This is a genomic window from Variovorax sp. SRS16, assembly GCF_901827165.1.
Classification (GTDB): domain Bacteria; phylum Pseudomonadota; class Gammaproteobacteria; order Burkholderiales; family Burkholderiaceae_C; genus Variovorax.
This window is the reverse complement of record NZ_LR594666.1, coordinates 2,800,520-2,813,553: the sequence shown is the minus strand read 5'-3', so window position 1 is coordinate 2,813,553 and position 13,034 is coordinate 2,800,520. Positions and strand designations below refer to the sequence as shown.

Genomic DNA, 13,034 nt, shown 5'->3' with positions numbered 1-13,034 from the left:
GGTTACAAGCGCGAGGGGTGCCGTGGATCGGCACCGTCACACCGGGAGGGCCACCATGCCGGCCGATTGCCGAATCGTGCTCGTTCTTCTGCTCGCGGCACTGGCGCCGCTGCAAGCCAATGCCGCGCTGGGCGGCCTCGTCTCGTCCGTCGAAGCCGACCAGATCCACATGCATGCCGCGCGCAAGGTGACGGCCGCAGGGGCCTACACCGTGCACGAGATCACGCTGCCCTCGGGAACCGCGGTCCGTGAGTTCGTGTCGTCCGCCACCGGGCAAGTGTTTGCGGTGGCATGGCACGGGCCCTTCATGCCCGACCTGAAGCAAGTCCTGGGCGATCAGTTCGATACTTTCGTCCAGGCCGCGGGCAGCGCCGGGCTTCGGCGCAGCAATGTGCTGGTCAACCGGCCCGGACTGGTGGTGCATTCGGGCGGACACATGCGCGCGTTTTTCGGCAAGGCCTATCTGCCCGGCCAGTTGCCGGCGGGAGTTCACGTTGAAGACATTCGCTGACCGCATCGGCCTCCGACGTCTGCGGGCCGCGCTCGCGGCCGGCCTTTGCGTTCTTGCCACGGGATGCGGCGGTGGGGGCGGTGGCGGCGGCGGTGCGCTGCCGGTCCTTCCCGCCATCACGGGCACGACCACGGCGGCCGGCACCACCACGTCCGGCAGCACGACGGCGAGCACGTCGGGCTCCAACGTGGCCGCCATCAGCGTGGACGTCGGCCCGGCCGGCACGGCCAGCACGGTCAACTTCCCCTTTGTCAGCGTCAGGGTGTGCGCGCCCGGCAGCACCACCGTCTGTCAGACCATCGACCACGTCATCCTGGACACCGGGTCGAGCGGACTGCGCCTCCTGGCCTCGGCCCTGAACATCCGCACCGGGCTGACGCCGCAGATCGACGGCTCGAGCGCGCCCTACGGGGAATGCGTGCAGTTCGTCAGCAGCTATGCCTGGGGCTCGGTCAGGCTGGCCGACGTCAGTCTGGCGGGCGAGACAGCGCCCTCGGTGCCGGTGCAGATCATCGGCGACCCCGACTTCGGCGTGGTGCCGTCGTCCTGCTCGACCAGCGGCGCGCAGGCCGACACGGTCGCGAGCTTCGGCGGCAACGGCTTGCTGGGTGTGAGCGTGTTCCGGCAGGACTGCGGCAGCGCCTGCGTCGGCAATGCCATCCCCGGCACCTACTACGTGTGCCCATCCGCAGGGTCATGCACTTCGTCGACCATCACGCTCGCGCGGCAGGTCGCCAATCCGGTGGCGCTGCTTGCGTCCGACAACAACGGCGTGCTGATCCAGCTTCCGGCGATCGCCGCCGCCGGTGCCAAGGCCGTGGCCGGCTCCCTGGTGCTCGGCATCGGCACGCGCAGCAACAACGCACTGGGCAACGCGCAGATCTACGGCCTGGACCGCTTCGGCAATTTCAGCACCACCTTCAACGGGCACGCCTACGCGCAGAGCTTCATCGACAGCGGCTCGAATTTCTTCTTCTTCGATTCGAGCACGCTGCCGGGGTGTACCAACGCGGGCGAAGCGGGTCTTTATTGCCCGACTGCCGCGCAGTCGCTGAGCGCGCTCAACCAGGGCACCAACGGCACCAACGGCACGGTGAACTTCAGCATCGGCAACGCCCAGGCGCTGCTCGCCGGCAACCCCACCGCGACGGCATTCGACAACATCGGCGGCAACATCCCGGGGATCGACGGCTTCGACTGGGGCCTGTCCTTCTTCTTCGGACGCAACGTGTTCACGGCGCTGGAAGGCGCCTCGACCGCCGGCGGGACCGGGCCCTACGTCGCGTACTGAGCGCTCCTCAGATCAGCCTGCGGATCGCCTTCTTGCGCCACACGAAGCGGTAGTAGCAGGCCTGCAGCGTCAGCATCGAGATGAAGGCCGCCGGGTAGGCGATCCAGATGCCGTTGAGGCCGATGCGATGGCTGAACCACCACGCCACCGGCACCTCGATCAGCGCGATGCAGAAGATCGAGATCGAGGTCGGCACCAGCACCGAACCGCTGGCGCGCATGATCCCCGACAACGCCGAGCCCATGCCGAAGATCACCGTGCTCCACAGCATGATGTGCAGCAGCGTCTGCGCGACCTCGATCACCGGATCGCTGGTGATGAAGAAGCCCATCAGCGAACGTGAGAACAGGTAGCCCAGCAGCACCAGCGCACCGGTGAGCACCAGGTTCATCAGCAGCGCCGTGCGCGTGATGGCGCCCAGGCGCTGCACCTGTCCGGCGCCGATGGCCTGCGCACCGAGGATCGAGGCCGTGATCGCGATCGAGATCGCCGGGAACTGCACGTAGGCCACCACCTGGTTCACCGCACCATAGGCTGCCGTGGCATTCGAGCCGTAGCTGTTGACGAAGGACAGCAGCACGAGTTCGGCCAGCGACACCACGATCATCTGCACGCCGGTGGGCACGCCGACCTTGAGCACCGCCAGCAGCAGCTTCGGCCGCACGCGCAGGTGCCGAACGAAATCGGCATCGGGCGCGAGCGGGCTCTTCTTGCGCCGCAGATGGAAGGCCAGCCAGGTGGTCGCCACCACGAACGCGACCACGGTCGCGCTGGCACCGCTGGCCACGCCGAGCTGCGGCAGGCCGAACCAGCCGCGGATCAGCGCCGGCGTGATGACGACGCCGAGCCCGGTCGAGATCAAGAGCGTGTAGAGCGGCGCCACCGTGTCGCCGACGCCGCGCAGCATCGCGGTCGAAAGCAGGAACACGAACAGGCCCGGCATCGCGATCAGGATGATGCGTGCATAGCGCGTGGCGTCCGGCAGGATATCGGCCGGCGTGCCCAGCGCGGCCAGCATCGGCTGCGTGAAGGCGCCGCCGAACACCGCCACGCACAGGCCGAACAGCACGCCCACCGTGAGCGTGGTGCCGGCGACCGCGCGCGCCTTGTCGAGTTCGCGCGCGCCCCAGGCCTGGCCGATCAGCACCGACGCACCGGCGCCGAGACCGATGGTGAAGGCGATGAAGAAGAACATCATCGGAAAGAAGCTCGACACCGCCGCCATCGCGCCGACGCCGATCATCTGACCGAGGTAGACGTTGTTGAGCGTGCCCGACAGCGATTGAAGGATGTTGCTCAGCAGCATGGGCGCGAGGAACAGCAGGAAGGTCTGCCATAGCGGCTTGTTGGACGCCATCGCTGCGGCGCGCCGGTTGGCGTTGGCTTGCGGCGCGATCGGCGGCGGCACGGGGTCGGCCACCGTCGCGGGCGGTGCGGCGATCTCGCCGGCGTGCTGGATGTCTTCGGGGTCGAGGGCGGCGTCGGGGGTCAGGGTGGGTCCTTTCATGACGCAGCGCTCCAGGCCGCGGCGGCTAGCTTGTGAAGGTGAGTGCGCAGATCCTGGGGCCAGGGCGCGACGAGTCCATCGAAACGCGAACGATCGCCGGCGAAGAGCGCGCGGGTCGCTTCCTCGAAACCCGGCAGGTCGCCCGCGATCGCGGTCATGAAGCGGTAGGTGGCTTCGCGCGCGCCGCGTTCGGCGTCGCGGCCGGCATGCACTCGGCGGGCCTCGTCGACCAGGCGCCGCAACGCCACCGAGGCGCCGCCGGGCTGACGGCCGAGCCATTCCCAATGGCGCGGCAACAGCGTGACCTCGCGCGCCACCACGCCCAGGCGTGGGCGGCCGACGCTGCGCGCCGTTTGTTCTTCGGATGGCGTGGCGGCCGCTGCGGGCGCAGGGCCGTGGCGCAGATCGAGGTCGAGACGGTCGCCCGTGGCGTCGTCGAACACGAAGGGTGCCGCGTCCTCGGCATGGCGGCGTAGCTTGCGCAGCTTGGCGATCACTTCGGCGCGCGGGCCGGACGCGATGCGCCGGAATCCCGCGAAAGCGGTGAGGGTGGATTCGGGTGCGGGGGATGACATGGGCGCGAATAATACCCGGACAAAAACTCCTTGGCAATCTACCCGGGTGAAAATTCAGCGGATCAGGCGGTGCCGCGCCATTGGCGCCACCGGCGGCGTGCGCCGTCCTTCAGGCGGCGCACCACACGCCGGGTCGCGCTCGCGCGCACGATCGAGAGCATGCGGTCCTTCCAGGTCTTCCAGCGCGGATACCAGCGCGCGAACAGCGGAATGCGCATCAGCGTCGGCTCCAGCAGCTGGAACAGCCGCGCCACGATCGCGGTGCCGATCACCTTGGCCGCCAACAGCAGCAACAGCGCGCTCAGTCCGTGGCCTTCGCCGAGCAGGAACAGCCCGAGCAGCTTGATCGGGAACAACACCCCCATCGGCACGAAAAACGCCAGCAGCGCAGCCCATGGCGGCAGGGACTTGAGCCAGCGTTCGAAGCGCGCCCACAAGGGCAGGCGGGTCAGTTGCGCCACGACACGGGCCAGCGGTTCCCAACCCCATTCCTCGAACAGCAGGATCGGAACGAGGAGGACGGCGGCGAGTGCGGCCAGGAGTTTCTTGAGCATGCGCATGCCGGGCCATTGTCGCCGCGGGCCCTATGGCAAACTTCCGCGCTTTACCCGCCCTGCGTCGCCGGCCCGTCGGCGGCGCGCTCCAGGAACGCTCCTCCAGACATGCAGAAAAACATTCGCCAGCTCGCGGCCGAGATCAAGGTCGGCGAGCACCAGGTGAAGGCCGCCGTCGATCTGCTCGACGGAGGTGCCACCGTGCCCTTCATCGCACGCTATCGCAAGGAGGCGACCGACGGCCTCGACGACATCCAGCTGCGCGAACTCGAAGCGCGCCTGTCCTATCTGCGCGAACTCGAAGACCGTCGCGCCGCCGTGCTGAAAAGCATCGAGGAGCAGGGCAAGCTCACGCCCGAGTTGCGCGCCGCGGTCGAGGCCGCGCCGACCAAGCAGGAGCTCGAAGACCTGTACCTGCCCTACAAGCCGAGGCGCCGCACCAAGGGCCAGATGGCGCGCGAGGCCGGCATCGAGCCGCTGGCCGACAGGCTCTTCGCCGAGCCGACGCTGAACCCCGCGGAAGAAGCCGCTGCCTTCGTCAAGCCGGCCGCAGACGGCCTCGATTTCTCGACCGTCGCGCTGGTGCTCGACGGCGTGCGCGACATCCTTTCCGAGCGCTGGGCCGAAGATGCGCCGCTGGTGCAGCGCCTGCGCGAATGGCTGTGGGCCGAGGGCCTTCTCAAGTCCAGCCTGATGAGCGGCAAGGACGAGAACAACGCCGACGTCTCCAAGTTCCGCGACTACTTCGACTACGACGAGCCGATCGGCCGCGTGCCTTCGCACCGTGCGCTGGCCGTGTTCCGCGGCCGCGCGCAGGACATCCTCGATGCCAAGCTGGTGCTGCCGGTCGAGCCCGAGCCGGGCAAGCCGTCGATCGCCGAAGGCAAGATCGCACTGCACCTCGGATGGAGCCATGCGGGCCGGCCGGCCGACGACCTGATCCGCAAGTGCGTGGCCTGGACCTGGCGCGTCAAGCTCGCGCTGTCGACCGAGCGCGACCTCTTCACGCGGCTGCGCGAAGAGGCAGAGAAGGTCGCGATCAAGGTCTTCGCCGACAACCTGCGCGACCTGCTGCTGGCGGCGCCCGCCGGCCCGCGCGTCGTGATGGGGCTGGACCCGGGCATCCGTACCGGCGTCAAGGTGGCGGTGGTCGATGCGACCGGCAAGCTGGTCGAGACCGCCACCGTGTTCCCGCACGAGCCGCGCAAGGATTGGGAAGGCTCGCTGCACACGCTCGGCAAACTGTGCGCCAAGCACGGCGTGAACCTGATCGCGATCGGCAACGGCACCGCCAGCCGCGAGACCGACAAGCTGGCGGCCGACCTGATCAAGCTGCTCGCAAAGATGACGCAGCAGGCCGGCGCGCCGGCGGTGAACGTCGAGAAGGTGGTGGTCAGCGAGGCCGGCGCCTCGGTCTATTCGGCGAGCGAATTCGCGTCGCAGGAAATGCCCGACGTCGATGTCAGCCTGCGCGGTGCCGCGAGCATCGCACGCCGGCTGCAGGATCCGCTGGCCGAGCTGGTGAAGATCGATCCCAAGTCGATCGGCGTCGGCCAGTACCAGCACGACGTGAACCAGAGCGAGCTCGCGCGCACGCTGCATGCGGTGGTCGAGGACTGCGTGAACTCGGTCGGCGTCGACCTCAACACCGCGAGCGTGCCGCTGCTGTCGCGCGTCTCGGGCCTGTCGGCCAGCGTGGCCAAGGCGGTGGTGCGCTGGCGCGAGGCCAACGGTGCGTTCGCGAGCCGGCAGCAATTGCTGGACGTGAGCGGCTTCGGTGCCAAGACCTTCGAACAGAGCGCGGGCTTCCTGCGCATCCGCGGCGGCGCCAATCCGCTCGACGTGACCGGCGTGCATCCGGAAACCTACCCGGTGGTAGAAAAGATGATCGAGAAGACCGGCAAGCCGATCGCCGAGCTGATGGGCCGCGCCGAGATGCTCAAGACGCTGCGGCCCGAGCTGTTCGCCAACGAGAAATTCGGCGTCATCACCGTCAAGGACATCCTCGGCGAGCTCGAGAAGCCGGGCCGCGACCCGCGCCCCGACTTCAAGGTGGCGCGCTTCAACGACGGTGTCGACGACATCAAGGACCTGGTCGAAGGCATGGTGCTCGAAGGCACGGTGAGCAACGTGGCCCAGTTCGGCGCCTTCATCGACCTCGGCGTGCACCAGGACGGGCTGGTTCACGTGAGCCAGCTCTCGCACAAGTTCGTCAATGACGCGCGCGAGGTCGTCAAGACGGGCGACATCGTCAAGGTCAAGGTGATGGAGGTCGACGTCGCGCGCAAGCGCATCGGGCTGTCGATGAAGCTCGATGCCGCGCCATCGCGGCGCGATGGTCCGCGCGAGAACCGCTTCGAAGGGGCAGGGCGCGGGCAGCAGGGACCGCGCCGCGACAACAGCCCGCAGCCCGCGGGGCAGATGGCTTCTGCCTTTGCCAAGCTGCAGGGCCTGCGCAAGTAAAGTGGGCGCATGAAGGCGCTGCGCATCTACGCCGGCCCCGCGGCGCGCGCGCACATCGAGGCCCGTGGGCTGCGACCGGAGGATGTGCGCATCGTTCCGGGTGCGGCGGGTGGACCCAAGGGCCTGATCCTCGGGCCGATCGATCGCTTTCTTTTTTCCGAATGGCTGCCGCAATCGGCACAGCCCATCGATCTGGTCGGCGCATCGATCGGCGCCTGGCGGCTGGCCAATGCCTGCCTCGACGATCCGAAGACGGCCTTCGAGCAGTTCGAGCACGGCTATATCCACCAGCACTTCGAAGTGCCGCCGGGCCAGAAGCGCCTGAGCGCGAAAGAGGTCAGCGCGCAGTTCGGCGAAGGGCTGCGCAGCTTCTACGGCGGCCGCGTCGACGAGGTGTTGCGTCATCCGCGCTATCGGCTGCATGTGATCACCTCGCGCGGGCGGCACATCCTCGGGCGCGAGGGCAGGGCGCGCACGCCGGTCGGCTACCTGGGCGCCTTTCTCTCCAACAGCGTGCATCGCCGCAGCCTGGGCGCATGGCTCGAACGCGTGGTGTTCTCCAGCCCGGGTGCGGCGCTGCCTTTCGGCACACGGGACTTCCGCACGCGGCAGGTCGAACTGATGCCCCTGAATTTCGAGCTCGCGCTGCAGGCCTCGTGCTCGATCCCCTTCATGCTCGAGGCCGTGCACGACATCCCCGGCGCGCCCCGTGGCGCGTACTGGGACGGCGGCATCACCGACTACCACCTGCACCTGGACTACGGCGACGCCGACGGCATCGTGCTCTATCCCCATTTCCAGAAAGCCGTGGTGCCGGGTTGGCTCGACAAGAGCCTCAAGTGGCGCCACGGCGCGACCCGCTTTCTCGATCGCATGGTGCTGCTGGCCCCCGACCCCGCATGGGTGAGGAGCCTGCCTAACGGCAAGCTCCCGGACCGCAACGACTTCTTGCGCTACGGCAACGATGCGCCCGCGCGCATGAAGGCCTGGCGTACGGCAGCCGACGCATCGCGCCGGCTGGCCGACGAGTTCGCGCAATGGCTGCATGCGGGCAGCGCGCGCGACGTGCTGCCCTTGTGAGGGCGCGCCGCGGCTACAGTCGGGCGTGCATCAACGGAGGATCTTCATGAATGCAACTCGAATCGTCGGCCTCGTGCTGATCGTGGCCGGCATTGCAGCCCTCGGCATGGGCGGCTTCAGCTTCACCAAGGAAACGCATCAGGCCAAGATCGGGCCGATCGAGCTCTCGCTGCAGGAAAAGCAGGAGGTCGACTTCCCGGTCTGGGCCGGGGTGGCGGCGATCGTCGTGGGCGGCGCGCTGCTGGTGTTCGGCGGCAAGAAGGGCTGAGTCCGGCGCGACGTCAGACCCAGCCTGCGATGGCCGCTCCGGCCGATGCGATCGTGGCATTGCGCGCATTGGCCGGCGCCTCCGTTTCCGTGAGATAGATGGTGACCAGGATCGGCGCGCGACCCGGCGGCCGCAGGATGCCGATGTCGTTGGTCGCGCCGCGTTCTCCGGAGCCGGTCTTGTCGCCGACCTTCCAGCCCGCGGGCAGGCGCGCACGCATCCGTTCATCGCCGGTCTTGTTGGCGTCGAGCCAGCGCAGCAGCTGCGCGCGCGAAGAGGGCGACAGCGCATCGCCGACGAGGATCTTTTGCAGGTTGCCGAGCATGGCGGCGGGCGTGGTGGTGTCGCGCGGGTCGCCCGGGCGGGCCTCGTTGAGCGAGGTCTCGTTCCGGTCGAGCCGCGTGAGCGTGTCGCCCAGCGAGCGCGCATAGGTCGTGAACGCCTTCGGTCCGCCGAAGCTGGCGAGCAGCATGTTACCGGCCGTGTTGTCGCTGCGCGTGATGGCGGCTTCGCAGAGTTCGGCCATCGTCATGCCGTTGCCGCCGACGTGCTGGCCGGTGATCGGCGAACCATCGACCAGATCGCGCGCACCGAAGAGCACGCGGCGCTCCAGCCGTTCTTCATGCCGGTCGACGCGCGCGAGCACGAGCGCAGAAGCGAGCAGCTTGAAGGTGCTGCACATCGGGAAGCGCTCGTCCTCGCGATGGCCGGCGCGCTGTCCGGTGGCGGTGTCGAGCACGCCGACGCCGAGCCGGCCGCCGCTGCCGCGCTCGATCTCTGCCAGCTGCGCCGGCAGATCGGCCGGCGATTCGGCGCGAGCGAGCGATGACATGCCCAGGGATGCGAACAGTGCGGCGGAGAACTGACGTCGATGAATCATGGAAGGGTCCTGAAAAGCGAATGACTTTCGGCGATCCGCATCGACGGCACAAACGATAGTATTTGTTGCCTCGCCCCAGAAAAACTACCAGCTCGACGATGACGCGCCCGCACCTTCCGCTCAATGCCTTGCGCGCCTTCGAATCCTCCGCACGCCATCTGAGCTTCACGCTGGCGGCGTCGGAGCTGAACGTGACCCAGGCCGCGGTGAGCCAGCAGGTCCGCGGGCTGGAGGCGCGACTGGGCGTTGCGCTCTTTCGCAGGTTGCCGCGCGGCCTCGCGCTCAGCGACGAAGGGCATGCACTGCTGCCGGTGCTGGTCGATGCCTTCGGCCGCATGGAAGCAGTGATCCAGCAATTCGACAACGGCCATTTCTTCGAAGTCCTCACGGTCGGCGTGGTGGGCACCTTCGCGGTCGGATGGCTGATGCCGCGCCTGCGGCTGTTCCAGGAAAGCTGCCCCTTCATCGACCTGCGGCTGATGACGCACAACAATGTCGTCGACCTCGCCGCCGAGGGTCTGGACTTCGCGATCCGGTTCGGCGACGGGAGCTGGCAGGGGATGCAGGCCGAGCATCTGATGGATGCACCGCTGACGGTCCTGTGCGCACCCGCCGTCGCGGCACGCATCGCGCGGCCGCTGGCCCTCGCCCACGAGACGTTGCTGCGTTCGTACCGCCCGGACGACTGGCCGGGCTGGTTCGCTGCGGCCGGCATGGCATGCCCGGCGATTCGCGGGCCGGTCTTCGATTCCTCGCGGCTCATGGTCGAGGCCGCAATGCAGGGCGCCGGCGCGGCGCTCGCGCCGGCCTCGATGTTCGCGCAGGAACTGGACGATGGACGGCTGGTGCGGCCGCTCGAGATCGAAGTGATGACCGGGAGCTATTGGCTCACCCGCCTGCGGTCCAGGCCGCAGAGCCAGGCGATGCAGGCCTTTCGCCAATGGTTGCTGGAGCAGACCGCCGCCATCGGCGCCCCGAAGGGCCGGCCGGCGTGACGCCGACTGTACGATCCGGAGCTTCGAATCCAACCCGTGCCGTCTCGGACATGAACCCCACCCTTGCCGCAGTCGCGGCCCATCACGCAGGCATGCCGCCGCTCACGCCCACGATGGCCGGCGTGGTCGATCGCATGGCACGCGCGCGCAATCCGCCGCTCTACACGCTGACACCCGCAGAGGCCAAGGCCGCCTACGAGAAAGGCGCCGGCGTGCTCGAGGTGCCGAAGCCCGCGCTCGAGCGCGTCGAAGACTTCACGCTGCCCGCGCGCGATGGCCATGCCTTGCCGGCGCGGCTCTATGCGCCTTCGCATGAAGTGCTGCCGTTCCTGCTGTACTTTCATGGCGGCGGCTTCACGGTCGGGAGCATCGCGACGCACGACACGCTGTGCCGCGTGCTGAGCCGCCAGAGCGGCTGCGCGGTGGTCTCGCTCGACTATCGCCTCGCGCCCGAGCACAAGTTTCCGATCGCCCCGAACGATGCCTGGGACGCACTGGCCGCGCTGGCGAAGAACGCCGCGCAATGGGGCCTCGACGGCACGCGCATCGCGGTCGGCGGCGACAGCGCGGGCGGCACGCTGGCTGCGGTCTGCGCGATCCTGGCGCGCGACGCCGGGCTGCGGCTGGCGCTGCAATTGCTCTTCTACCCGGGCATGACGGCGCATCAGGACACGCCCTCGCACCGCCGCTTCGCCGCCGGGCCCTTGCTCGGCGAGCCGCTGATCACGTGGTTCTTCGCCCAGTACGTCCACAATCGTGCCGAGCGCGACGACTGGCGCTTCGCGCCGCTGAATGCCCAGGACGTGGACGGTGTCGCACCGGCCTGGCTCGGCCTGGCCGAATGCGATCCGGTCGTCGACGAAGGCATCGCCTATGCCGACAAGCTGCGCGCTGCAGGTGTTGCGGTCGACCTGGAGATCTACCGCGGCGTGATCCACGAATTCGTCAAGATGGGCCGCGCGATCCCCGAGGCGCTGCAGGCGCACGCCGATGCGGCCCGTGCACTGAAAGAAGCCTTGCAACCATGACCGACAGCCAGCAGAAATCCGACTTCCGATTCTTCCATCGCCTGCGCGTGCGCTGGGCCGAGGTGGACATGCAGAAGATCGTCTTCAACGCGCACTACCTGATGTACTTCGACACCGCCATCTCGGATTACTGGCGCGCGCTGGCGCTGCCGTATGAAGAGGCGATGCAGTCGCTGGCGGGCGACCTCTATGTGCGCAAGGCGACCATCGAATTCAACGCCTCGGCCCGCGTGGACGATCTGCTCGACGTCGGCATGAAGTGCGTGCGCGTGGGCAACTCGTCGATCGTCTTTCACGGCGGGCTGTTCCGCGGCGACGATCTGCTGGTGAGCTGCGAGCTGGTCTATGTCTTTGCCGATCCGGCCACGCAGACCTCCAGGCCGGTGCCGCAGGTGCTGCGCGCGATCTTCGAAGACTACGAAGCGGGAGGCTCCATGCGCGAGATCGTCACAGGGACGTGGGCCTCGCTCGGTGAGGGCGCGGCTGCGCTGCGGCGCGCGGTGTTCATCGAGGAGCAGAGGATCCCGGACGAACTCGAATGGGACGCGCACGATGCCATCGGTTTGCACTGCGTCGCACGCAACCGGCTGGGCCAGGTGATCGCCACCGGGCGGCTGATCGCGGACGGTTCGGGCATCGGCCGCATCGGCCGCGTGGCGGTTCACCGCGCACTGCGCAGCGGTGGCCATGGTGCCGCGGTGATGCGCGCGCTCGAAGAAGCGGCGAGGGCACGCGGCGATCGCGAAGTCACGCTGCATGCCCAGCGCAGCGCGCAGCCCTTCTACGCGCGGCTCGGCTATGCGCCGCACGGCGAGCCCTTCGAGGAAGCGGACATCGCGCACATCGAGATGCGGCGGCCGCTCCAGGACGCGCTCTAAGCCCTCAGATGTCCTCGAGCAGCGCGTAGGGCAGCGGCTCGATGGTGAGTGCAGCACCATCGACCGCGCCGGCGTGCAGGCCGCCGGTTTCCAGGGCCGCGATCTGGATCGAGATCAGCGCGGCCCATCCGCCGCCCGGTGCCGCGGCGGCCTGGGCCACGGTACCGACGGGCTGTTCGGCGTTGTGGGCGGCAAAGACTTCCTGGCCCGCGGTCAAGGCGGCATCCGCCTTCACGAGGTAGGTGCGGCGCTTGAGCGTGCCGCGGAACTGGCTGCGCGCCACCACCTCCTGGCCCGGGTAGCAACCCTTCTTGAAGTTCACGCCGCCGACCGATTCGTAGTTGAGCATCTGCGGCACGAAGGCCTCGACCACCGGCTGGGTCAGCGTGACGATGCCGCTGCGCACCTCGCTCCATTGCCACAGCGCGAGATCGAGGTCGGCACCCTGGGGCGCCGCGCTGCCGGCCGGTGCGATCCATAGCGCGCGCGGCACGCCGTCGGAGGGATAGAGCGCGACCACCTGCGCCTGGCCGGCCACGCTGCACCGGCCCGGCGCCGAGCCGGCATCGATGCCATTGGCGGCCAGCGCAGTCCCTGCCAGGCCATGGAGCGCGAACTCCTCGCTGGCATCGCTCAGCTTCACCTTGGCGCGCAGCACGAACATCGACAGCCGCTTCAGCGTGGCGGGAAGGATGTCGCGGCTGCACACCAGCAGGATCCGATCGGGTTGCGGCCGGATACCGATGAAACTCGCGATCACGCGGCCCTTGGCCGTGCACAGTGCGGCCAGGCGCGCCTCGGAGGCGCCGAGCAGGACGAAGTCCTGGGTCAGCTGGCCATGCAGGAAGTCGGCGGCATCGGGGCCTTCGGCGCGAATCACACCGAGGTGAGGGAGGGCGGTGACGCCATTCAGAACGACAGAGGTCATCGCTGAATTATCATGGTCGGCTTCGTTCCGTTCGACCCGCAGGGCTACCTGTTTTCTGTGTCCGCCTCTCTCCATC

The 13,034-nt window shown here is 68.4% G+C and carries 13 protein-coding genes; 8 read left to right on the top strand and 5 right to left on the bottom strand.

Annotated elements, in window-relative coordinates:
* Positions 1–55: 55 nt before the first annotated feature.
* Positions 56–511, top strand: coding sequence for a DUF2844 domain-containing protein (locus E5P2_RS13685; RefSeq protein ID WP_162567693.1), 456 nt, complete (start codon positions 56–58; stop codon positions 509–511).
* The gene (locus tag E5P2_RS13680) at positions 495–1,802 is read left to right on the top strand and encodes a DUF3443 domain-containing protein (protein WP_174262623.1); all 1,308 of its coding nucleotides are present in this window, start codon (positions 495–497) and stop codon (positions 1,800–1,802) included. Before E5P2_RS13685 ends, E5P2_RS13680 begins: the two co-directional genes overlap by 17 nt.
* A gap of 7 nt (positions 1,803–1,809) precedes the next feature.
* On the opposite strand, the gene E5P2_RS13675 is transcribed toward E5P2_RS13680, so the two are convergent.
* The 3 genes from E5P2_RS13675 to E5P2_RS13665 all read right to left on the bottom strand — a co-directional run bounded on the left by E5P2_RS13675 (position 1,810) and on the right by E5P2_RS13665 (position 4,438).
* Entirely contained in the window at positions 1,810–3,159 is a 1,350-nt protein-coding gene (locus tag E5P2_RS13675) for an MATE family efflux transporter (RefSeq protein WP_162570482.1), read from the bottom strand.
* A 146-nt stretch (positions 3,160–3,305) separates the two neighbouring features.
* Entirely contained in the window at positions 3,306–3,884 is a 579-nt protein-coding gene (locus E5P2_RS13670) for a DUF2239 family protein (protein WP_162567691.1), read from the bottom strand.
* A 62-nt stretch (positions 3,885–3,946) separates the two neighbouring features.
* Entirely contained in the window at positions 3,947–4,438 is a 492-nt protein-coding gene (locus tag E5P2_RS13665; protein ID WP_232080692.1) for a hypothetical protein, read from the bottom strand.
* Positions 4,439–4,546: 108 nt separating this feature from the next.
* Here E5P2_RS13665 and E5P2_RS13660 point away from each other — a divergent pair, with 108 nt between their 5' ends.
* Genes E5P2_RS13660 through E5P2_RS13650 form a run of 3 tightly spaced genes read left to right on the top strand, consistent with a single transcriptional unit; the run spans position 4,547 to position 8,249 of the window.
* Complete coding sequence (locus E5P2_RS13660) at positions 4,547–6,901, top strand: Tex family protein (protein ID WP_162567689.1); 2,355 nt, start codon at positions 4,547–4,549, stop codon at positions 6,899–6,901.
* Positions 6,902–6,910: 9 nt separating this feature from the next.
* The gene (locus E5P2_RS13655; protein WP_162567688.1) at positions 6,911–7,981 is read left to right on the top strand and encodes a phospholipase; all 1,071 of its coding nucleotides are present in this window, start codon (positions 6,911–6,913) and stop codon (positions 7,979–7,981) included.
* A 46-nt stretch (positions 7,982–8,027) separates the two neighbouring features.
* The gene (locus E5P2_RS13650; protein ID WP_162567687.1) at positions 8,028–8,249 is read left to right on the top strand and encodes a hypothetical protein; all 222 of its coding nucleotides are present in this window, start codon (positions 8,028–8,030) and stop codon (positions 8,247–8,249) included.
* A gap of 13 nt (positions 8,250–8,262) precedes the next feature.
* On the opposite strand, the gene bla is transcribed toward E5P2_RS13650, so the two are convergent.
* Positions 8,263–9,129 carry a class A beta-lactamase gene (gene bla, locus E5P2_RS13645; protein WP_162567686.1) on the bottom strand — a complete coding sequence of 289 codons (867 nt, stop codon included), beginning with the start codon at positions 9,127–9,129 and terminating at the stop codon, positions 8,263–8,265.
* A 98-nt stretch (positions 9,130–9,227) separates the two neighbouring features.
* On the opposite strand from bla, the gene E5P2_RS13640 reads away from it, so the two are divergent.
* Genes E5P2_RS13640 through E5P2_RS13630 form a run of 3 tightly spaced genes read left to right on the top strand, consistent with a single transcriptional unit; the run spans position 9,228 to position 12,030 of the window.
* The gene (locus tag E5P2_RS13640) at positions 9,228–10,124 is read left to right on the top strand and encodes a LysR family transcriptional regulator (RefSeq protein ID WP_162567685.1); all 897 of its coding nucleotides are present in this window, start codon (positions 9,228–9,230) and stop codon (positions 10,122–10,124) included.
* A 50-nt stretch (positions 10,125–10,174) separates the two neighbouring features.
* Positions 10,175–11,152 (top strand): alpha/beta hydrolase, encoded by a 978-nt coding sequence (locus E5P2_RS13635; RefSeq protein WP_162567684.1) that lies wholly within the window; start codon positions 10,175–10,177, stop codon positions 11,150–11,152.
* Positions 11,149–12,030 (top strand): YbgC/FadM family acyl-CoA thioesterase, encoded by an 882-nt coding sequence (locus E5P2_RS13630; RefSeq protein ID WP_162567683.1) that lies wholly within the window; start codon positions 11,149–11,151, stop codon positions 12,028–12,030. Before E5P2_RS13635 ends, E5P2_RS13630 begins: the two co-directional genes overlap by 4 nt.
* A gap of 4 nt (positions 12,031–12,034) precedes the next feature.
* Here the strand turns inward: E5P2_RS13630 and ygfZ are convergent, their stop codons facing one another.
* Positions 12,035–12,958 (bottom strand): CAF17-like 4Fe-4S cluster assembly/insertion protein YgfZ, encoded by a 924-nt coding sequence (gene ygfZ, locus E5P2_RS13625; protein ID WP_162567682.1) that lies wholly within the window; start codon positions 12,956–12,958, stop codon positions 12,035–12,037.
* Between the last annotated feature and the right edge of the window lie 76 nt (positions 12,959–13,034).